21 protein-coding genes are annotated in these 20,918 nt (G+C 71.2%); 16 read left to right on the top strand and 5 right to left on the bottom strand.

Going from position 1 to position 20,918, the window contains the following annotated elements:
* The first annotated feature begins 77 nt into the window (after positions 1-77).
* The gene (locus ACGFH8_RS05910; protein ID WP_393363945.1) at positions 78-980 is read left to right on the top strand and encodes an SWIM zinc finger family protein; all 903 of its coding nucleotides are present in this window, start codon (positions 78-80) and stop codon (positions 978-980) included.
* Between the two features lie 4 nt (positions 981-984).
* Here ACGFH8_RS05910 and ACGFH8_RS05905 read toward each other — a convergent pair whose 3' ends face one another.
* Positions 985-1,242 carry a DUF3040 domain-containing protein gene (locus tag ACGFH8_RS05905; protein WP_355028062.1) on the bottom strand — a complete coding sequence of 86 codons (258 nt, stop codon included), beginning with the start codon at positions 1,240-1,242 and terminating at the stop codon, positions 985-987.
* Between the two features lie 431 nt (positions 1,243-1,673).
* On the opposite strand from ACGFH8_RS05905, the gene ACGFH8_RS05900 reads away from it, so the two are divergent.
* The 5 genes from ACGFH8_RS05900 to ACGFH8_RS05880 are packed head-to-tail and all read left to right on the top strand — an operon-like array spanning position 1,674 to position 7,978.
* Positions 1,674-3,776 (top strand): DUF1800 domain-containing protein, encoded by a 2,103-nt coding sequence (locus ACGFH8_RS05900; protein WP_393363942.1) that lies wholly within the window; start codon positions 1,674-1,676, stop codon positions 3,774-3,776.
* An 8-nt stretch (positions 3,777-3,784) separates the two neighbouring features.
* Positions 3,785-5,167 (top strand): DUF1501 domain-containing protein, encoded by a 1,383-nt coding sequence (locus ACGFH8_RS05895; RefSeq protein ID WP_393363938.1) that lies wholly within the window; start codon positions 3,785-3,787, stop codon positions 5,165-5,167.
* Entirely contained in the window at positions 5,164-6,582 is a 1,419-nt protein-coding gene (locus tag ACGFH8_RS05890; protein WP_393363935.1) for a ferric reductase-like transmembrane domain-containing protein, read from the top strand. Before ACGFH8_RS05895 ends, ACGFH8_RS05890 begins: the two co-directional genes overlap by 4 nt.
* Before the next feature lie 12 nt (positions 6,583-6,594).
* Entirely contained in the window at positions 6,595-7,206 is a 612-nt protein-coding gene (locus tag ACGFH8_RS05885) for an FMN-binding protein (protein ID WP_393363932.1), read from the top strand.
* 49 nt (positions 7,207-7,255) lie between these two features.
* Positions 7,256-7,978, top strand: coding sequence for an FAD:protein FMN transferase (locus ACGFH8_RS05880; RefSeq protein WP_393364543.1), 723 nt, complete (start codon positions 7,256-7,258; stop codon positions 7,976-7,978).
* Between the two features lie 413 nt (positions 7,979-8,391).
* Here the strand turns inward: ACGFH8_RS05880 and ACGFH8_RS05875 are convergent, their stop codons facing one another.
* Positions 8,392-9,063, bottom strand: a complete 672-nt coding sequence (locus ACGFH8_RS05875) for a bifunctional DNA primase/polymerase (protein WP_393363929.1) — start codon at positions 9,061-9,063, stop codon at positions 8,392-8,394.
* Positions 9,064-9,311: 248 nt separating this feature from the next.
* On the opposite strand from ACGFH8_RS05875, the gene ACGFH8_RS05870 reads away from it, so the two are divergent.
* The 7 genes from ACGFH8_RS05870 (at position 9,312) to mctP (ending at position 16,021) form a co-directional block, all read left to right on the top strand.
* Entirely contained in the window at positions 9,312-10,541 is a 1,230-nt protein-coding gene (locus ACGFH8_RS05870; RefSeq protein WP_393363926.1) for a helix-turn-helix domain-containing protein, read from the top strand.
* Between the two features lie 16 nt (positions 10,542-10,557).
* Complete coding sequence (locus tag ACGFH8_RS05865; protein WP_393363923.1) at positions 10,558-11,130, top strand: flavoprotein; 573 nt, start codon at positions 10,558-10,560, stop codon at positions 11,128-11,130.
* Positions 11,131-11,251: 121 nt separating this feature from the next.
* A complete protein-coding gene (locus ACGFH8_RS05860; protein WP_393364540.1) occupies positions 11,252-12,088 on the top strand; it encodes a Nif3-like dinuclear metal center hexameric protein in 837 nt (278 codons plus the stop codon).
* Entirely contained in the window at positions 12,078-12,815 is a 738-nt protein-coding gene (locus tag ACGFH8_RS05855) for a zinc ribbon domain-containing protein (RefSeq protein WP_393363920.1), read from the top strand. The genes ACGFH8_RS05860 and ACGFH8_RS05855 overlap by 11 nt, the downstream gene beginning before the upstream one ends.
* Before the next feature lie 3 nt (positions 12,816-12,818).
* Positions 12,819-13,961 (top strand): bifunctional RNase H/acid phosphatase, encoded by a 1,143-nt coding sequence (locus ACGFH8_RS05850; RefSeq protein ID WP_393363917.1) that lies wholly within the window; start codon positions 12,819-12,821, stop codon positions 13,959-13,961.
* A gap of 165 nt (positions 13,962-14,126) precedes the next feature.
* A complete protein-coding gene (locus tag ACGFH8_RS05845) occupies positions 14,127-14,369 on the top strand; it encodes a DUF3311 domain-containing protein (RefSeq protein ID WP_393363914.1) in 243 nt (80 codons plus the stop codon).
* Positions 14,369-16,021: a monocarboxylate uptake permease MctP gene (gene mctP, locus ACGFH8_RS05840; protein WP_393363911.1), complete on the top strand. Its 1,653-nt coding sequence runs from the start codon at positions 14,369-14,371 to the stop codon at positions 16,019-16,021. Before ACGFH8_RS05845 ends, mctP begins: the two co-directional genes overlap by 1 nt.
* 134 nt (positions 16,022-16,155) lie before the next feature.
* Here the strand turns inward: mctP and ACGFH8_RS05835 are convergent, their stop codons facing one another.
* Positions 16,156-16,611, bottom strand: a complete 456-nt coding sequence (locus ACGFH8_RS05835) for a MarR family winged helix-turn-helix transcriptional regulator (RefSeq protein ID WP_393363908.1) — start codon at positions 16,609-16,611, stop codon at positions 16,156-16,158.
* A 54-nt stretch (positions 16,612-16,665) separates the two neighbouring features.
* Between ACGFH8_RS05835 and ACGFH8_RS05830 the strand changes: the two genes are divergently transcribed.
* Positions 16,666-17,889: an MFS transporter gene (locus ACGFH8_RS05830; RefSeq protein ID WP_393363905.1), complete on the top strand. Its 1,224-nt coding sequence runs from the start codon at positions 16,666-16,668 to the stop codon at positions 17,887-17,889.
* 16 nt (positions 17,890-17,905) lie between these two features.
* On the opposite strand, the gene ACGFH8_RS05825 is transcribed toward ACGFH8_RS05830, so the two are convergent.
* The gene (locus tag ACGFH8_RS05825; RefSeq protein WP_393363902.1) at positions 17,906-18,667 is read right to left on the bottom strand and encodes a sulfite exporter TauE/SafE family protein; all 762 of its coding nucleotides are present in this window, start codon (positions 18,665-18,667) and stop codon (positions 17,906-17,908) included.
* Positions 18,668-18,810: 143 nt separating this feature from the next.
* Positions 18,811-19,059, bottom strand: coding sequence for a hypothetical protein (locus ACGFH8_RS05820; protein WP_393363899.1), 249 nt, complete (start codon positions 19,057-19,059; stop codon positions 18,811-18,813).
* 210 nt (positions 19,060-19,269) lie between these two features.
* Between ACGFH8_RS05820 and ACGFH8_RS05815 the strand changes: the two genes are divergently transcribed.
* Both ACGFH8_RS05815 and ACGFH8_RS05810 read left to right on the top strand, forming a co-directional pair.
* Positions 19,270-19,803: a hypothetical protein gene (locus ACGFH8_RS05815; RefSeq protein ID WP_393363896.1), complete on the top strand. Its 534-nt coding sequence runs from the start codon at positions 19,270-19,272 to the stop codon at positions 19,801-19,803.
* Positions 19,804-19,871: 68 nt separating this feature from the next.
* The gene (locus ACGFH8_RS05810; protein WP_393363893.1) at positions 19,872-20,828 is read left to right on the top strand and encodes a threonine/serine dehydratase; all 957 of its coding nucleotides are present in this window, start codon (positions 19,872-19,874) and stop codon (positions 20,826-20,828) included.
* Positions 20,829-20,918: the final 90 nt, after the last annotated feature.

Raw genomic sequence — 20,918 nt, 5'->3', positions numbered from 1 at the left:
AGCGAGCGGAGCGAGCGAACCATCAGGCACAGCAGCGTTGTGCCTCACGTCGGCGCGCAGCGCAGCGGAGCGCCGGCGTGAGCGACTTCGCCGACTACGGGCGCCCCCGGCGGGTCGACGGGGGCCTGCGGGCGCGCAGCGCCCGGGGTGCGATCGGCCGCTCCTGGTGGTCGCGGCGTTTCCTGGAGGTGCTGGAGTCGTTCGCGCTCGGCACCCGGCTGACCCGTGGCCGGTCGTACGCGCGGGCCGGTCAGGTGCTCAGCCTCGACATCGCGCCCGGACGGGTCAGCGCGGTGGTGCAGGGCTCCCGGCCGCAGCCGTACCAGGTGTCCATCGGGCTGAAGCCGTTCCCGGCCGCGCTCTGGTCCCGCGTCGAGGCGGAGCTGGCCGGTCAGGCGTTCTTCAGCGCCCGGCTGCTCGCCGGGGACCTCCCCGACGAGTTGGAGGAGCTGTTCGTCGCCGCTGGCGCGCCGCTCTTCCCGGCCGGCGTGGACGAGCTGACCCAGCGGTGCAACTGCCCCGACTTCGCGGTGCCGTGCAAGCATCTCGCGGCGACGTTCTACCTGCTGGCGGAGGCGTTCGACGCGGACCCGTTCGAGCTGCTGCACTGGCGCGGACGGTCCCGTGCCGAGTTGCTCGACGAACTGCGTGCCCGGCGGGTCGAGGCCACCGGAGCCGTCCTGCCCCCCGCGCCGACCGGTCCACCCTCCGAACCGGACGGTCCGGAGTCGATGGTGGACGTACCGGCGCCCGTCGGTGCGGCCCGTGCGTTGGCCGGGCTGCCGGCGACCCCGCTCGCCGAAACCGCGGACCGGTTCTGGATGCCGCCGGTGCCGCTGCCCGACCGGCCACCGCGACTGGCGACCGGCCCCGACCTCCTGCTGCGCCAGCTCGGCGCGCCAGCGCCGGCCATCGGTGGGCCGGGACTGCTCGAGCGGTTGCGCCGCGCGTACCGGGCGTTCGGCCCGGCCGACCGGTGAGCCGTCACGTCCACCGGCGGCGGAACCGCCACATGATCGCGGCGTTGGCCACCAGCACCACCGCGCAGATCGCGCCGGTCAACCGACCGGCGAACACGGCTATCGCCGGCAGCGACGCCCACAGCACGATCGTCAACAACATCAGGTAACGGCCCCTGCGGGCCCGAGCCCGGTGGTCCAACCGGGCGAAGAAGGCCGGGTCACTCTCCCGGAGCTGACGGGTGATCTGGTCGAACCTGCGCTGATCCTCTTTGCTGAGCATGGCGCTGCCTTCCCCTCACGCGTTCAGCGGTTCGGCGGCATACCCGCTGCTGCGGCGGCTCACGCTCACCCGCTGCTGCTACTTTTCCGGCACGCGAGGTCACCTCATGTCCGGCTTACCCAAACCTTAAGTTTGTCTGTGGTGGTGAACGGAGTGGAACGTGCCGCGTGTGGCCGCGCGGTCCGGTCTGTACCCGGCTGCCGCGCGTACGCCCTGCTGGGAAGGTCCGCGCGCGCCCGCCGCCCGCCGCCGGCCCGCGGTATCGCACTGAGCGCTGTCTTAAGTGCCCTCGCAAGGGTGTTCGGCCCACCTTGAAGGCACCTGAGCGCTTGGTTACCTTGCCGTAGCAACCCCCTCAGGCAACAGTCGCCGTACCTGCCGCACCTGCCCGGTCGCAGCTTCCGGCGCTCATCAGAAATCGGGATTGGTACATGGCCGACCAGAATGTGCCACCACGTCGACCGCGGGACGACCGCGGTTGGGACGGACGCCAGCACCACACCGCGGACGGCTACGGCGACCCCAGCGCGTCCGCGCCCTACGGGTACGACTCGCCCCACCCCTACCAGGGCGGCTACCCCGCGCAGGCCGACCCCCGCGGGCAGTACGGCGACGGTTACGCCCACGCCGGACAGCCCGCCCCCGGCCCGCGCGGCCCACAGTGGGTCGGCCCGGAGGGTCTCGGTCGGCCGGCGCCGGCACGACCGGCCGGTGCCGGACTGCCCGCCCTGGACGATGACGACACCTCGGGTGGCAAGGTCGGCCGGCGCAAGGCAATGGTCGCCCTCGGTGGCACCGCCGCCGTCGTCGCCGGTGGTGCGGCGCTCGCCATGACCCCGCAGATCCGTGGCCTCTTCGCCGACGAGTCGGCGGCTGCCGGCGACGCGACCGGCAGCACGGTGACCGACGGCACCGCGGCGCGGCCCAGCGGCCAGCAGCCCAGCACGGTGCGTACGTACACCGAGCAGAACGAGAGCTACATGGGCTCCCGGGCCGGCGAGGCGCTGAAGAAGAACGCGCCCACCACCGGACGGACCCTGTCCGGTCCCGCCGCCGCCGCTTCGGCGACGAAGGTGACAGTCAAGACGGTGCTGGACAAGGACCCGATCCTGCACCTGGCCCGGCGCGCCACCTTCGGGCCGACGCCCGCGGTGATCGCCGACATCAAGAGCCAGGGCATCGACGCCTGGATCCGCGCCCAGTTGGAGCCGGACAAGATCGAGCCGAGCAAGGCCGAGATCAAGCTCGCCGAGTTGCCCACCCTGAAGCTCGACCCCCAGCAGTTGCGCGCCCAGCGGGACCAGCTCAACGACCAGGGCGCCCAGCCGGAGCGCGAGATGGTCGACGCCACGATCGCCCGGCAGATCTGGTCCAAGCGCCAGCTGTTCGAGGTGATGGTCGACTTCTGGAACGACTTCCTGCACGTCGCCGCCGACTTCGACGGCGGCGAGCCCTACCGCAACTCGTTCGACCAGGACGTCGTACGCAAGTACGCGCTGAGCAGCTACCCGGAGATGCTTGTCGCCGCGAACAAGCACCCCGCGCTGCTGATCTACCTGAACCAGAAGGACTCCCGCAAGGACGCGATCAACGAGAACCTCGCCCGGGAGAACCTCGAGCTCTACTCGGTCGGCGTCGACGGTGGTTACGGGGAGCAGGACGTCCGGCAGGCGGCGATGCTGCAGACCGGCCGCGGGATCGACAGGGACGGCAAGTACGTCTTCAAGCCCGAGCAGCACTACGTCGGCAAGGTGAAGATCCTCGGCTTCACCCACGCCAACGACTCCGCCGACGCGAAGAAGGCCGACGCGGCGATCGACGCGTACATCGCCTACATCGCGCTGCACCCGTCGACGGCGAAGTACGTGGCGCAGAGCCTGGCGACCCGGTTCGTCTCGGACACCCCGCCGAAGTCTCTGGTGGACCGGCTGGCCAAGACGTACACCACCAACAACGGCCTGATCAAGCCCGTGTTGATGGCGCTGTTCAGCTCCTCCGAGTTCTGGGCCGGTGTGGGCCAGAAGGTGCGCCGGCCGATGGAGTACCTGGTCGCCACGTACCGCACCCTGGGTGTCTCGCCGGACGCGTCGCCGAAGCACAACAACGGCGACAACAAGCGCACCCCGTACGCGCGGGGCCTGCGGCAGATCCACGACAAGCTGCGCGAGCTGGGCCACTATCCGATGGGTCAGCCCACCCCGGACGGCTACCCGGATGTCTACGTCGCCTGGACGTCGGCCGGCACCATGGTCAACGGCTGGAACGAGGCGGGCGAGGTCATCGCCGGCTACCGCACCGCCTTCACGTACACGGCGCCGGAGAAGCTCATCGCCGCGCCGCCGGCCACCGCCGGGGCGTACGTGGACGCGCTCTCCCAGCGGCTGGTGGGTCAGAAGCTGAGCGCGCGGGAGAAGAACCTGATCCTCGGTGTGGCCGGTGTGCCGGCGACTGCCAAGGTCGACGCCACGTTCAACGGGGCCATCACCGCCGTCGCGCGGGCGATCCTCGCTTCCCCCCAGCACCACCTCCGGTGAGGCACCCGATGGAGAAGACTGTGTACAACTCTTTCCCCCTGCACCCCGAATGCCCCGACGTGCGACGGCTGGCCGACAACCCGGCCGAGGCGTTGCTGCGCGCGGAGGCCGACATCGTCGCCGCCGAGAGCGCCGCCGAGCGGGACCGCTACCGCACCCTGGAGAACCTGGAGGAGGCGCAGCAGGACGGTCGTGGCGTCACCCGCCGGACCTTCGTCGCGGGTGCCGCGGCCACCGCCACCGCCCTGGCCACCGCCCAGTTCGTCACCACGTCGGCGTCGTTCGCGGCGACTCCGACCGGCACCCTGATCCACGTCTTCCTCTACGGCGGCCTGGACGGGCTGAGCCTCGTCGCGCCGGACAACGACGCCGTGCTCGCCAAGGCCCGCCCCGACCTGCTGCTCGGCAACGACTCGCTCGCCCTGGACCGCGGCTTCAAGTTGACCAGCGCGTTCAAGCCGTTGGAGAAGTGGCTCACGGCCGGTCAACTGGGCTTCGTCCCGGGGACCTCGGACCCGCGGCTGTCGCGCAGCCACTTCCAGGCCGCGGACGCCTGCAACCTGGGTGGCCTGCCCAACGAGACCGGCGGCCGGGGCTGGCTCGACGGTCTGGTCGACCACCTGGGCAAGGGCACCGCGTTCCGGAGCGTCGGCATCGGCAGCACGCTGCCCCGCTCACTTGTGGGCACCAACGGCGCGCTGTCGCTGAACAACGTGGGGTCGCTGCGGCTCAACGGCGACCAGAAGTACCGGGCCGCCACCGAGGCGGCCATCAAGGGGCTCTTCACCGGGATCAACCACCCCGTGGAGGAGGCCGTGCAGGAGGGCATGGGCGCGCTGGCCACCGCCCAGCAGTTGGCCGCCAAGCCGTACGAGCCCGTCGAGGGCGTCAAGTACGAGGGCGTCGGCAACGCGTTCAAGCAGCTCGCCCAGCTCATCAAGGGCGGCGCGAACGTCCGGGTCGCCACCGTCGGAATGGGCGGTTACGACACCCACGAGAACCAGGGCACCGCCCCGGGCGGCCAACTGCACCGCCGGTTGAACGAGCTGGCCAGCGCGATGGCGGCCTTCTTCACCGACCTCGGCCCGCAGTCCGCCGACGTGACGATCATGGTGTCCAGCGAGTTCGGTCGCCGGGTCGGCTCCAACACCGGCGGCACCGACCACGGGCACGGTGGCGTGGTCACGATCCTCTCCGGCAAGAAGCTGGCCGGTTCGCTGCTCGGCACCTGGAACGGCCTGGACAAGCTGGACTCCGGCGACGTGCCGGAGAACAACAACATGTTCAACGTGTACGGCGCGGTGGCCCAGGGCCGGTTCGGGCTCACCAACGCGGAGGTCGAGAAGGTCTTCCCCCGCCAGAAGTACGCCCCGATGAAGCTGTACGCGTGACGTACCCGCACACCCACGCCGCCGGCCGTCGTACCGGGACCTCGTCCCGGCACGGCGGCCGGTCGGCTGCGCCCGTACCCCCGCAGGTCCCGGACCGGCGCGGACCCGGCGGCCGGCGACTGCTGGCCCTGCTGCTCCTGGTCGGCCTGCTCGCCAGCGTGCTGCCGTGGTGGCTGGGCACCCCCGCCAATTCGCTGCGCAGCACGGCGGCCACCATCACCGCGGCCGGCCGGATCACCGGCCTGATCGCCGGATACCTGCTGCTGGTGCAGGTGCTGATGATGAGCCGGCTGCCGGTGCTGGAGCGGTGGATCGGCGGCGAGCAGATCGCCCGCTGGCACCGCGACGTCGGCGCGACCCTGCTGGTCGCCGTGCTGGCGCACCTGTCGCTGATCCTCGTCGGATACGCGGACCTGCGGAACCAGTCGATCCTCGCCGAGGTCGGCACGCTGCTCGGCGACTACGAGGACATGGTCTCGGCGTTCGTCGCCGCGGGCATCATGATGCTCGTCGGGCTCAGCAGCATCCGGGCGATCCGCCGGGCGCTGCCCTACGAGCTGTGGCACCTGCTGCACCTGTCCAGCTACGTGATCCTGCTGCTCGGCTTCGGCCACCAGTTCACCCACGGCGCGCAGTTGTACAAGCCCGGTCCGGTCCGCACCGGCTGGATCGCGCTCTACGTGCTTGTCGTCGCCGCCCTGCTCTGGGGTCGGGTGCTCGCGCCGTTGACGTTCAACCTGCGTTACCGACTGCGGGTCGCGGACGTGGTCGCCGAGAACCCCGACACCATCTCCATCTATCTCACCGGCGAACGGCTCGGCCGGCTGACGATGCTCGGCGGCCAGTACTTCCGCTGGCGTTTCCTCACCCGGGGCGGCTGGTGGCAGTCGCACCCGTTCTCGGTCTCCGCCGCCGCGAACGGTCGCTGGTTGCGGCTCACCGTCAAGGTCGTCGGCGCGCACACCGCGGACCTGCGCGACCTGACCCCGGGCACCCGGGTCTGGGCGGAGGGCCCGTCGGGCACGTTCACTGCCGCGCACCGGGTCCGCGAGCGGGCCCTGCTGATCGCGGGCGGCAGCGGCATCACGCCGATCCGGGCGATGCTGGAGGAGCTGCCGCCGGGCGCGGCCCTGATCTACCGGGCCCGTACGCCCGCCGACGTGCTGCTCAGCCGCGAGTTGGACTGGCTGGCGCAGGAGCGCGACACCTCGGTCTGGTACGTCATCGGCTCCCGCGACGACCCCGGCCCCCGGCAGCTGATGAGCCCGGACGGGTTGCGGCAACTGGTGCCCGACGTGGCCCGGCGCGACGTCTACCTGTGTGGGCCACCCGGCCTGGTGGAGCAGTCGGTCCGCGCGCTGCGCCGCGCCGGCGTGCCCCGACGGCAGATCCACCTGGCCACGTTCGAGTTGTAGGAAGGCATCCCCATGCGTCGCGCGTTGCTCGCGATCACCGGCCTGGCCGCCAGCACCACAGCGCTTGTGGTGTTCAAGGGCTCGCCGGGCGCCACCCAGGTCGCCCAGAACCTGCCGACCGCCCAGCCGGTGAACCCCACTCCGCAGGATGTCGACCCGGGCGCCGATCCGGCCGCCGATCCGGCCGCCGCACCGGTGGCCGGGGCACCGAAGCCGTCGGTGGCGCCCAGCGCGCCGTCGTCGCCCAAACCCGGCAAGACCACCGCCCGGCCGCCCGGCACCGCCCGCCCCACCACGAAGGCTCCGTCCGCGCCGCGGACCACCACCAAGGCGCCGCAGCCGACCACCCGGCGGGTGACCGGGCCGGGCGTGGACAACGAGTACGGGTACGTGCAGGTGCAGATCGTCGTCTCCGGCAACCGGATCGTCGAGGCCGTCTCGCTGTCGCTACCCAGCGGCGGCGAGTCCGACATCCACAGCGACGACGTCAGCGACAGGTACGACGGCAGCGGCGGCGAGGTCGTGCAGAAGCAGAGCGCCAACGTCAACACCGTCTCCGGCGCCACCGAGACCAGCAACTCCTACAAGCAGTCGTTGCGGGGCGCGATCGAGGAGGCGTTCTGACGTGCCGGCCGCGATGATCCGACCCGGGCTGTGCCGGGTCGAGCAGATCATGGGTACGGCGATCACCCTGGACCTGGCCGACGACCTGCCGCCGGCGGCCCTGCACGAGTTGGCCGACGACGTCTTCGCCTGGATGCGCGAGGTGGACGCCAGGTTCAGCACGTACCAGCCGGACAGCGAGGTGTGCCGCTTCGACCGGGGCGAGGTGTTGCTCTCCGAGGCGTCCGCGGAGTTGCGGTTCGTGCTGGAGGCCTGCGCCGACCTGTGGGGCGCCACCGACGGGTTCTTCGACGCGTACGCCACCGGGCGGCTCGACCCGTCCGGCTTCGTCAAGGGCTGGGCGGCCCAGGTCGCCTCGGATCGCCTGCTCGCCGCCGGCGCCCCGAACCACTGCGTGAACGCGGGTGGTGACCTACGGGTACGCGGATTGTCCCCGGCCGGAGAACCGTGGCGGATCGGCATCCGGCACCCCTGGGACGCCATGGCCACCTGCCTGGTGCTCGCCGGCACCGACCTGGCGGTGGCCACGTCCGGCGTCTACGAGCGCGGCCGGCACGTGCTGGACCCGCGCCGGGGCGCCCCGGCCAGCGGGTTGCGCTCGGTGACGGTTGTCGGCACCGACCTCGGGGTGGCCGACGCGTACGCCACCGCGGCCCTCGCCATGGGGGCCACCGGTCTCGGCTGGTTGAACGGCCTCGACGGTCACACCCACGCGGTGGTGACCGACGACGCCCGCCAGTACCACTCCGCAGGCCTCCCGTTGACCGACTAACCCCGTTACCCCCCGCGCCGCCCCTCGCCCCTCGCCCCCGCGATCTTGCAGTTTCTGTCTGTCATTCGTTCTGTTTTGCGGAGATTGCCGGGGCAGAAAGTGCAAGATCGCGGAGGTCGGGCGGCTGGGCCGGCTGGGCCGGGGCCTTAGCGGACCGGGCGGTGGGTGCCGGCCGGGCGGGAGCCGGTGGGGCGTGGGCGGCCGGGGCGGGAGCCGGACGGTCGGGTGCCGGCCCACCTGTGGCGTGGGTGGCTGCGGCGCGGCGGTTCGGTGCCGTCGGGATGAGGCGCCCTGTCGTTCGTGGACATCGTTCCCCCGTTCGTGGCGCGCGTTCGCGCCGTCTCCCTGTCAACGAGGACCGGCGCCCCGGCGACGCTGTCGGGCACCTGATCGAATCGTCGACCGGGCCCGTCTCATCTGCCTCGTCGGGGCAGTGGCAGGTGACCGGGGAGCAGGTCCGGGGCGAGGGTCACCCCGGCGGCGCGCAGCGCTCCGATCAACGTGTTCTGCACGAGGTACGAATCCGGAAGTTGCCAGCGGGCCTGCTCGGGGGCGACCGCCCAGCGGACCGTGCCCTCCGGCAGCCTGGTGGGCGGGGCGGGCACCCACGAGCCGGGCCCGTGCCGGACCACGTGGAAACAGTGTTCCAACTCCGGCCGGAGCGGGTCGCCGGGGCGGACCAGGAACATCCACCGCCCGGTCGGGGTGACAAGCACCGGCCCGCGTACGCCGGTGCCGGCCGGGTGGATCCGCACCGCGTCGAGCACGTGCCGGCCCAGGTGGGCGGGCACCTCCAACACGTCGAAGGCCCGGCCGGTGGGCAGCAGCACCCCGTGTGGACGGTTCCGCCACCAGGTGGCCACCCGGGCCGGGTCGGCGCTGGCGGCCAACTCCCAGTTCTCCAGGGCGGGGTGACAGCCCACCGTGGGACAGCCGGCCCGGCCGCAGACGAAGCGACTGCGGGCGAGACAGGCCCCCGGCGTTACCTCCCACCCGTGTGTGGCGTACCGCATGGCGACCCGGCGCAGCCGGACTCGTTCCAGCGGCGACAGTTCGGCGACGCGCGGTCCGACGTTCCCCCACATGTGTGCTATCTCCCCTCGTCGGGCCCGGCGTTCGCCAGGTCGCATGTCGAGCACCGTCACTGCCGTAACCCACGATCGTTGAGGTTGACGAACGGCTCGTGCAACTTGCACGAAAAGTACGAGGACTGGCTGTACGGCTGACGTACATCGTGTGCGACCAGCGAAAACCTGAAAGCGAACGACAGTCACCGCACCCGCGGACATCGCCCCGGCTCGATCGGTCGGCGGCGGCAGGGGAGGATGGGCAGATGGACGAGCTACCCATAGGACGGCGAGTGGCTTACTGGCGGGGGCGCCGCAAGATGTCGCAGCAGGTCTTCGCCGACCGGCTGGGAAAGTCCAAGAGTTGGGTGGACAAGGTCGAACGCGGCGTCCGCCGACTGGACAAGTTCTCCGTCCTCTACGAGATCGCCGACATCCTCCAGGTCGACGTGCAACTCCTCCTGGGCAAGGACCCGGAGCGTCGCACCGACGCGCTGAACTGCATCGACCAGGTCGAGGTGCAGGAGATCCGGGCGGCACTGGAACGCTACGACTCGATGAGCGCGTACTTCGACGCGGTGCCGTGTCCGCCGCCGCTGGAGGACCTGCGCAAGGCCGTCAACCACGCCTGGCTGACCTACCAGTACGGCCGCTACGGCATGCTCATCCGGGCGCTGCCCAAGCTGCTGCGCGACGCCCAGGCCGCCGACGCCGCCTACGGCGGTGACCGGGCCCCCGAGGCGGCCCACCTGCTCGGGCAGGTCTACCAGATCGCCTCCTCGGTGCTGCGCAAGCTCGGCGAGTGCGACCTCGCCTGGTTGGCCGCCGACCGGTCGATGGCGGTGGCCCAGCGGGCCGACGACCCTCTGCTGGCCGGCATCGCCACCACCCGGGTCTGCAACGCGCTCGTCGCGATGGGCCGGGCCCGGCCCGCGCTGGAGCTGAACGTCCAGATCGCCAACCGGCTGGCCCCGGGCGGGAGCAACGAGGTCACCCCGGCCCGCCTCTCCGTCTACGGGATGCTGCTGCTCCAGGGTGCGATGGCCGCGTCGCGCATCGGTGACACGGCAAGCGTCGACGACCTGATCAACTGCGCGCAGGAGGCCGCCACACTGCTCGGTGGCGACCACAACCACTACTGGACGTCGTTCGGCCCGACGAACGTCGAGCTGCACCGGGCCGCCGCCGCGGTGGAGCTGGGCGACGGGGGTCGGGCCGTGGAGGTGCACCAACTGCGCATCTCGGAGCCCGACTTCAACGCGCTGCTGCCCGAACGCCGCGCCCATCACCTGCTCGACATCGCCCGCGGGTACGCCCAACTGGGCGACGTGGCGAACGCCGGCGAGATGCTGTTGCTCGGTGACCGACTCGCCCCGTCGGAGGTCCGCTGCCGCCCGATCGCCCACGAGGTGATGTCGGACATCCTTCGTCGCACACGTGGTGCGCCGCCTTCTCCGGTAGCGGAGTTGGCTGAGCACATGGGAGTAGGGGTATGAGCGCGGAGCCGGTGTGATGGCCGGTTCACCACGGCACAGCGGGCACCGTCAGGTGCTCTACGTCATCGCCAGCGGTTCACCGCTGGCCCGGCACGTCGGCCGTCTGGTCGACCTTGCCCAGCAGGATGGTTGGGACGTCTGCGTGGTCGCCACGCCCGACGGGGCGAAGTTCGTCGACCAGGCCGCACTGGCCCGGCAGACCGGCCACCCGGTGCGGACGCACTACAAGAATCCCGGTGACCCGGACGTGCTGCCGCCCGCCGACGCCATGATCGTCTGCCCGGCCACCGTCAACACGGTCAACAAGTGGGCGGCCGGGATCACCGACACCCTGGCGCTCGGGCTGCTGGTCGAGGCGCAGGGCAAGGGCGTCCCCATCGTCGCGGTGCCGTTCACGAACGCCGCGATGGCCGCCCACCCCGCGTTCCGTGCCGGGGTGGCCCGGCTGGCCGAGTGGGGCGTCACCGTGCTCTTCGGTGACCACGTGATCGCCCTGCATCCGCCCGGCATGGGGGAGCAGCACCTGCACGCCTTCCCGTGGGCGATGCCGCTGACCGCGCTGCACGCCGTCTCCGTGGGCGCCGTCTAGCGCGTTCACCCGCGCAGCCCGCCCGCGACGCGGCCGGGCCGGGTGTCACCGCTGGACCGCCTCCGCGCCGGTAAGCTGGCCCGCCGTGAGCACTAGCAGATCCGCCCCCACCGTGAGCGACGTGGTGGCCGAGCTGGAACGGCGCTATCCACCGGCCTGGGCCGAGGAATGGGACCGGGTGGGCCTGGTGCTCGGTGAGCCGGCCGCCCCGGTCCGCCGGGTGCTCTGCGTGGTCGACGTGGTGCCCGAGACGGTCGCCGAGGCGCTCGCCGCCGACGTGGACATGATCGTCGCGCATCACCCGCTGCTGCTGCGCGGGGTCTCGTCGGTGGCGCCGACGACCTTCAAGGGCCGGATCATCCACCAGCTCATCCGGGCCGGGGTGGCGCTCTACGCGGCGCACACGAACGCCGACGTGGCCGCCCCGGGCGTCTCCGACGCCCTCGCCGCCCGATTCGGGCTGACCGGGCTGCGCCCGCTTCAGCGACCCGCGCCCGGCTCGCCCGCCCACGGCGACGACCGGGGCTTCGGCCGGGTCGGGGAGCTGCCCCGGCCGATGACTCTCGCCGAGCTGACCCGGCACGCGGCCGCCGTGCTCCCCGTCACGTCCTGGGGAGTTCGCGCGGCGGGGGATCCCGGGCGTATGGTTCGTACCCTCGCCGTCAGCGGCGGGTCGGGGGACAGCTTCCTCGGCGCCGCGACCGCCGCCGGGGTGGACGCGTTCCTCACCGCCGACCTGCGGCACCACCCGGCCGGCGAGCACCTCGCCGCCGATGGTCCCGCCCTGATCGACGCCGCCCACTGGGCGACCGAACGACCGTGGCTGGACGACCTGGCCGCCCTCCTGCGGGAGGCGCTGGGCGTCGAGACGCTGGTGTCCGACCTGGACACCGACCCGTGGACCGTGCACGCCGCCGCACCCGCTGTGGACGACAAGGAGCCCGACCGTGAAGGCTGACCCTCAGGTGCAGCGCCGCCTGCTCGACCTCCAGGCGATCGACACCAACCTCGCCCAGCTCGCGCACCGCAGGCGAACGCTTGCGGAGCGGGCCGAGCTGGAGTCGCTGGCCCGGGAGTTGTCGTCGTTGGAGGATGAGCGGGTCCGCGCCCAGGTGGCGGTCGACGACCTGGACCGGGACATCGCCCGGTTGGAGAAGGACGTCGAGCAGGTCCGCGCCCGCAAGGAGAAGGACGAGAACCGGCTCGCCGCCGGCACCGGCCCGGCCCGCGAGCTGGAGGCGCTCCAGCACGAGCTGGTCTCGCTGAACCGGCGCCAGGGCGACCTGGAGGACGCCGAGCTGGAGCTGATGGAGCAGCGCGAAACCGCGCAGGGCGTCCTGGACGGCGTGGAGCAGCGGCTGGCCGACACCCGGGACAAGCGGGCCGCGACCGAGCAGCGCCGCGACGACGCGCTCGCCGAGATCACCAAGGAGGAGGAGTTCAAGCGGGGAGCCCGTCAGCCGCTCGCCGCCGACCTCCCGGCCGACCTGGTCACCCTCTACGACAAGATCCGGGCGGACACCGGGTTGGGCGCCGCGCTGCTCACCGCGGGCCGCTGCGGCGGCTGCCGGCTGGACCTGTCCGGTGCCGACCTGGCCCGGATCCGCAAGGCCGCCCCGGACGACGTGGTCCGCTGCGAGGACTGCCGGCGGATCATGGTCCGCACCAACGAGTCGGGTCTGTAGGTCGTGGCGCCGCGGGTGGTGAGCGTCGAGGCCGACGGCGGTTCCCGGGGCAATCCCGGCCCCGCCGGCTACGGCGCGGTGGTGCGTGACGCGGAAACCGGCGAGGTGCTCGCCGAGCGCTCCGAGTCGCTCGGCACGGCGACGAACAACGTCGCCGAGTACCAGGGGTTGATCGCCGGTCTGACCGCCGCCGCCGAGCTGGGCGCCGCCGAGGTGGACGTCCGGATGGACTCCAAGCTGGTGGTCGAGCAGATGTGCGGCCGGTGGCAGATCAAGCACCCCGGCCTGCGACCCCTCGCGGCCGAGGCCGCCGGGTTGGTGGGCCGGTTCACCGCGGTGCGCTTCGCCTGGATTCCCCGCGAGCAGAACCGGCACGCCGACGCGCTCGCCAACGCCGCCATGGACGCCGCCGCCGGTCGACCGGCGCGGACCCCGACGACGGGCCAACCCCCGGCGACGCCCACGACGGGCAGCGACCCGGCGACCGCCCCGGCCTCCTGGGAGCCGCGGCCGACCTTCACCGCCACCCGGCTGATCCTGGTCCGGCACGGCGAGACCGAGTACACCGAGCAGCGGCGCTACTCCGGCCGCGGCGACGTGCCGCTGTCCGCGAAGGGCCGGGCCCAGGCCCTGGCCACCGGCGCCCGGGTGGCCGCGCTGGCCCCGTCCGCCGCGGCCGTGCTCAGCTCACCGCTGTCCCGGTGTACGGCCACCGCGGCGGCGATCGCCGAGGCGCTCGACGGCGACGTGCCGGTGCGTACCGAGGACGACCTGATCGAGTGCGACTTCGGCCAGTGGGAGGGGCGGACCTTCGCCGAGGTACGCCAGCAGTGGCCGGGGGAGATGGACGCCTGGCTCGCCTCACCCCGGATCGCCCCGCCGGGCGGGGAGTCGTTCACCCACGTCGCCGAACGCGCGCACCGTGTCATCTCCGGGCTGCTCACCGCGTACCCCGGGGAGACCGTGGTGGTCGTCTCGCACGTCTCGCCGATCAAGCTGGTGCTGCGCGACGCCCTCGCGGCCGGCGACGGCTTCCTGCACCGGCTCTTCCTGGACGCGGCCGGCATCTCGCTGCTCGACATGTGGCCGGACGGCGGCGTCGCCGTCCGCACGGTCAACGACACCGCCCACCTCGCCGCCCTCTGAGCCGGCACACCCCACCTGATCTGGCCAGCCGGCCGGTCGCGCCGTTCGGCGCAGCCGGCCGGCCGTTCGGCGCAGCACCCTCCGCGCGGGTCGGGTGACCGCCGTCACAGAGTCGTAGCCTCCGGCCGTTACATCGAGAGCCTCGACTCCCCGGAGGTCTGTCAGATGGCTACACCGGAACCGGAGGCGCCCACCACGGCGCCAACCAGGGCGAAGGACCACAGCCCCTGGAACTGGTTGCTCTTCATCCCGATCGTGGTGCCGCTGATCCCGGTCTTCTTCAACAGCGACTCGCCTCGGGTCTTCGGCTTCCCGCGCTTCTACTGGCTGCAACTGGCGTACATCCTGCTCGGCGTCTCCACCACGACGCTCGTGTACCAGATGACGAAGAAGCGGGGAGGCCGCTGATGTGGCGCGACCATCTCACCGAGATCATCGTCTTTTCGTTCCTCTTCCTGCTGGTGAGCGTGATGGGCTTCGTGGCCGCCCGGTGGCGGGCGCCGAAGGACATGGCGCACCTGGACGAGTGGGGATTGGGCGGGCGCAGCTTCGGCGGCTGGATCACCTGGTTCCTGGTCGGCGGTGACCTCTACACCGCGTACACCTTCGTGGCGGTGCCGGCGCTGGTGTTCGGCGCGGGCGCGATGGGCTTCTTCGCGGTGCCGTACACGATCGTCATCTATCCATTGGTGTTCCTGGTGCTCTGCCGGCTCTGGTCGGTCTCGCACCGGCACGGCTTCGTCACCCCGGCGGACTTCGTCCGCAGCCGCTTCGACTCACCGGTGCTGGCCCTGCTCGTCGCGATCACCGGCATTGTCGCCACCATGCCGTACATCGCCCTGCAACTGGTCGGCATCGAGGCGGTGCTCAAGACGATGGGGGTGACCGGCGAGAGCGCGCTGGCCCGACACCTCCCGATCATCATCGCGTTCGCGATCCTGGCCGCGTACACGTACCAGTCGGGGCTGCGCGCACCGGCGCTGATCGCGTTCGTCAAGGACGCCCTGATCTACGTGGTGATCCTGGTCGCGGTGATCTGGCTGCCGCAGAAGCTGGGCGGCTGGGGCAGCATCTTCGACGCCGCCGAGGCGAAGTTCCAGGCCACGGCACAGAACCCGAACGACGGGATCCTGCTCAACGGCAACAACCAGCTTCAGTACGTGACGCTGGCGCTCGGTTCGGCGTTGGCGCTCTTCCTCTACCCGCACAGCATCACCGGTGTGCTGGCCAGCCGGAACCGCGACGTGATCAAGCGGAACATGTCGGCGCTGCCGGCGTACAGCCTGATCCTCGGATTGATCGCGCTGCTCGGCTACATGGCCATCGCGTCCGGGGTGAAGCCGCTGCCGGGGTCGAAGCCCGGCACCGCGGACGCGAACACGGTCGTGCCGGTGCTGTTCGACCAGCAGTTCCCGGACTGGTTCGCCGGTGTGGCGTACGCGGCCATCGGCATCGGCGCGCTGGTGCCCGCGGCGATCATGTCGATCGCGGCGGCGAACCTGTTCACCCGCAACATCTACAAGGAGTACCTGAAGCGGGACGCCTCCCCGGCCCAGGAGGCAAACGTCTCGAAGATCACCTCGCTGGTGGTGAAGGTCGGCGCGGTGGCCTGCATCGTCTTCCTCGACCCGCAGTTCTCCATCGACCTCCAGCTCATCGGCGGCGTGATCATCCTGCAGACGCTGCCGGCGGTGGCGCTCGGTCTCTACACCCGCTGGTTCCACCGCACCGGCTTGATCGTCGGCTGGGCGGTCGGCATGGGGTTGGGCATGTGGATGCTCTACCAGGTGGCCAGCCCGACCCGGAAGCACTTCGGCGGCTCGGCGTTCCCGCTGTCCGAGTTCGGGTTCGACACCACCAAGACGATCTACGTCGGCATCGTGGCGGTCCTGGTCAACCTGGCCGTCGCGGCACTCGTGACGCTGGCGCTGCGGGCCGCGAAGGTCGAGGAAGGAGCCGACGGCACCACGCCCGACGACTACTTCGCCGACGAGGGCGACCCCCGGGTCACCCCGGGCACCGACCGCGACGCCGACTCGGCCCGCGAACCAGTCGCCTGATCCCAGGCACGTACGCCCCCTCCCGCGCCGATCTTGCACTTTGTGTCGTAGAAAAGTCAGGATTTGTGGCATAGGTACCGACAGAAAGTGCAAGATCGGCGAACTCGGGGTGGGGTGGGGGTCAGGGCTCGGGGTTAGGGGCGGTTGCGGTTTATCAGGGCCTGGTTGAGGCGGCCTAGGAGGACTGCGAGGGTGGAGCGGTCCTCGGTCGTCCAGTCGGCCAGCATGTCGCCGTAGAGCCGAGTGCGGGCGGCCTGCACGGCGGCCATCCGTTGCAGGCCGGCGGTAGTGGGGGAGATGACCGTGCCCCGGCCGTCGGACGGGTCCGGGGTCCGCGTGATCAGGCCGTCGCGTTGCAGGGCGGAGACCTGCCGGGTCACCGTCGAGCCGTCCAGGTTGAGTCGGGCGGCGAGCGCGGAGACGTTCTGCGGGCCGGCGTCGGCCAGGTGACGCAGGATGACGTACGCCGCGCGGTCCAGCACCCGGTGCTCGGCGGTGCCGGTGGCCCGCCGGGTGGCCTCGCCGAAGCGCATCAGCAGGGCCACCTCGGTCTCGATCTGGCCGAGGGTGCTCTCGTCGTCGTCACTCATAGCTGTATGATACAGGATAAGTACCTGTACGATACAGCTAGTTGAGGAGTCGGAGTGGATCGGCGTACCGAACCGAACCGCAGTGCCATCTACGCCACCACACTGGTGGCCTTCCTCGCCATCGCCGGCATCGCCGTCGTCGACCCGATCCTGCCGGCCATCGGCGAGGCGATCGGAGTCAGCGCCTGGCAGGTCGAGTTGCTGTTCACCGCGTACATCGCGGTCATGGCTCTTGGCATGATCCCGGCGACGCTGGCCAGCGGCCGGTTCGGCTTCAAACCGGTGCTCATCACCGGCGTCTCCGTGGTCGGCCTCGCCGCGATCCTCGCCTCGTTCAGCGACAACATCGTGCAACTCTCCGTGCTGCGCGGTGTCTGGGGGCTGGGCAACGCGATGTTCTTCGCCACCGCCATGGTGGTGCTCGTCAACCTGGCCGTCGACCGGGAATGGGTGGTCGGCCTCTTCGAAACCGCCCTGGGCCTCGGCTTCGCCGTCGGCCCACTGATCGGTGGCCTGCTCGGCCAGGTCAGCTGGCGGCTGCCGTTCTTCGTCTGCGGCGTCTTCATGGTCCTCGCCCTCGGCGTGGCCTCCCGCAAACTCCGCGAGCCCACCAACCGGCAGGCCCCGGTACGCGTCGGCCAGATCTTCGCCACCTACCGCCGGCCGGCGTTCATCGCCCTCTGTGCGGTGACCGCCGCGTACAACTTCGTGTTCTTCGTGGTGCTCGGCTACACGCCGCTCTTCCTCGGCCTGGACGTCATCCCGCTGGGGCTCGCCTTCACCGGCTGGGGGCTGGGCCTGGCCGCCGGCATCATGGTGATCGGCCACCGGCTGGCCCACCGGATCGGCGCCGTGCAGACCGTCGGCGTGGCCATCGCCGGGCTGCTGGTCTGCATGGTCCTCTTCGCCACCTCCGGCAGCACCGCCGAGGCGCTCGTGGTGCTGGTGCTCGCCGGACTCTGCATGGGGCTGGCCAACGCCAACCTCACCGATCTGGCGCTCGGCCTGGGTTCCAGCGACCGGCGGGTCGCCACCGGCGCGTTCAACCTGGTCCGCTGGGGTGCCGCCGCGCCCGCGCCGATCATCTCCGGCAAGCTCGCCGAGCACTCGCTGTCGTTGCCGTTCTGGGTCGGCTTCGGGGTGCTCGCCGTCGGCGTGCTCGTCTACCTGGCGTTCGCGCACCTGATGGCGGCCGGCTACGGCGAACGGGTGCTCTGGTCCCGCTGGAACCGGGCCGCCGCCGACGCCGAACACGAGCCCGTCGGCGAAACCTACTGACCACCGGTCGGGCTGTTCAGCTCAGGGCGCGCCAGAGCAGGTACAGGCCGATCGTCGTGCCGAACACCACGATCAGCGTCTTGAGCAGCACCGGCGGCAGTCGGCGCACCAGCCGGGCGCCCGCGTACCCACCGACCAGGGTGGCCGGCGCGACCACCGCGACGGCCGTCCAGTTCACCGGGCCGAACACGGCGAACACCACGAGCGTGGTCAACCCCACGAGCGCGGAGAGCAGATTCTTGATCGCGCTGACCCGCGCCAGGGTCGCGTCCAGCACCAGGGCCAACCCGGCGACAAGCATCACCCCGAGGGCCGCCCCGAAGTACCCGCCGTACACCGCACCCAGCGCGACCATCGTCTGTACGGCGACCGTCCGCCGGCGTGGCGACAGGTCCCGGGGGTGACCGACCAGCCGGCGCAGCGGGTCCTGGAAGGCCAGGACCGCTGTCGCGCCGAGGACGAGGAACGGTACGACAAGCTCGAACGTACGAGCCGGGGTGGCCAGCAGCAGCAACGCGCCGAGAATCGTGCCGACGATCGTGGTGGGTAGCAGCGTGGCCAGAGCACGGGTGCGCGGAAGGTCCATCCGGCTGCCCGCCACGCTGGCCAGGTAACCGGGGAACACCGCGATCGAGTTGCTGACGTTCGCCGCGACCGGGGGCAACCCGACCGCGATCATCGCCGGAAAGGTGATCAACGAACCACCGCCGGCCACCGCGTTCACCGTGCCCGCGGCGAGACCCGCGGCGAGCAGCAGCGCGGCGTGGGAGAGATCCATAGCCCCACGAGGCTAGCGTCTGCCCGCCGGAGCGGATCCGCCGGACCAGCGACGTTGAGCTGCGTGATCTTGCTCAGGCGGGGCGGCAATACCGGCGGAGCGGAGTCGGCCGGATTGCCTCCGCGCGCCGCACGACTGCTGGGTCAGTTGTCGCCGGGGTGACGCAGATAGGCCTCGACCATCGTTCGCAGCGCGTACGTGAGACCGGCGTAGCGATCGTCGGCGGGGTCCATGGCCTGCCAGTCCCGTGCGAGCTTGTCGACCAGATCCAACAGCGGCAGGTGGCTGTCCATCAGCGCGTCCTCGCCGAAACGCTTGGCGATAACGGCATACGCGTGGTTGTCCGCCTCGTTGCATCGACGGAGGTACCGAACAAGCTCATGGTCGTTCATCCGCCCATCTTCGGGCAGTGGACGCGCCATCGGACCTGGGTGTGCCCCGCACCATTTTGGTAACAGCACGTCGGACCCCGGCTCGCTGACCAGGTCACGCGAAGCCCCAGCACGACGGCGGAGGAGCCCGGCGTGGAACCCTCGCCGATGCCGGTGTCTCCTCCAGGTTTTGCGGTGGCGCACTCCGGAAGCTGAGTGTGGAGTCGGGGAATGTCCTCGCATCTGGATTTCTTCGCCGACTTCGCGGTCAGCGGCATGGTCCTCGGCGTCGGTCTCGGCTCCCGACCGGACGACTGGCCGGGCGTACTGGGGTCAGACTTCGATGAGGGATCGTGGAACGATCGCCACCTGGTGCGGCAGTTCGGGTTCGTCAACGCCAACTTCCAGGACGGGTCGGGCGAGTGGGTCTGTGATTCCGTCGTCGTCCACGCCTGGAAGTTACACAAGTTCGACGACATGGTCCCCAATGCGATCGGCAGCCGGTACGGGAGCTTCCCGCCCCGGGTGCCGTTCGAGGAGGTGGCCGAGCGGCTCGTCAGCGCGGGCGTGGAGATCTATCACGTCCGGCGGGTGCATATGGCTTCCCTCGAGAATTATTGGATACCGGATTGCAAGGTCATGTTCTGGTTGATCTCCGAATACCAGCTGGAAGACTTCCCCGCGTTGCGGCTCGGGGACGTCGATTCGGTGTCCACCGCCACCGGCGTCGACCTTCGGGCGGAGCTGCTGACCCGGTACCGCTGATGGGGCATCACGTCGTCTGCTCCTGATCCACGGGCTGGCCTCTGCCGCTGCTGTGGCACGCTTCGGTGATGATCGAGCTCGCGGACATCGAGGCGGCCGCCGACCGGATCGCCGACCATGTGGTCCACACACCAACCGTGCCCAGCCCCGGCCTGTCCGAGCTGCTCGGCGTGCCCGTCACCGCCAAGCTGGAGCTGCTGCAACGTACCGGGTCGTTCAAGGCGCGTGGCGCGGCGGCGAAGCTGCTCGTCCTGGACGACGCCGAGCGGGCCGCGGGCGTGCTGGCGGTCAGTGGCGGCAACCACGGCATCGCGGTCGCGGTGATGGCCGGCGCCCTGGGCGTGGCCGCGACCGTGGTGATGCCCCGGACGGCACCGGCGCGTGCCATCGAGGTGGCCCGCGCGGCCGGTGCCGACGTCCATCTGACCGACGGCATGGCCGCCGCGTTCGCGCTCATGTCCCGGCTGCGGGAGGACGGCCTGACCCTGCTGCACCCGTTCGACGACCCGGTGGTGCTCGCCGGGCAGGGCACTGTCGGATTGGAGTTCGCCGACGATGCCGGTGAGTTGACCGACGTGCTGGTCAGCGTCGGCGGCGGGGCGCTGATCGCCGGGGTGGCCGCCGCGCTGCGGGCACGCCGGCCGGGGGTACGGGTCTGGGGCGTGGAGACCGAGGGCGCGCAGGCGATGTCGCAGGCCCTGGCCAAGGGTGGGCCGGTCGAGGTGCCGCTGTCGTCGATCGTCACCACGCTCAGCGCGCCGACCGTCTCGCGGCTCACCTACGACCATGTGACTGCCCTGGTCAGTGACGTACTCGTGGTCTCCGACGCCGAGGCGGTGCGGGGGACTGTGGAGTTGGCCGAGCATGGGAAGGTCTGGGCCGAGCCGGCCGCCGGATGCCTGCTGCCGGCCGCCCGCCTGGTACGGGAGCGGGTGGGTGACGATGCCCGGTTGGGTCTCGTGCTCTGCGGCGGCAACTCCACGGTCGCCGACGTGGTGTCGTGGACGGCGCGCCTGGGGGCCTGAGCGCCCTTGGGTAATCCCCACGGCCCGCCGGCCCCGCCATCGTCATCGGCCGAGCCGAGCCGGGGCGGAACAGGGCGTCCCCACCACGCC

The organism is Micromonospora sp. NPDC049175 (assembly GCF_043197345.1).
GTDB lineage: Bacteria > Actinomycetota > Actinomycetes > Mycobacteriales > Micromonosporaceae > Micromonospora.
This window is presented reverse-complemented; position numbering and strand designations above follow the sequence as displayed.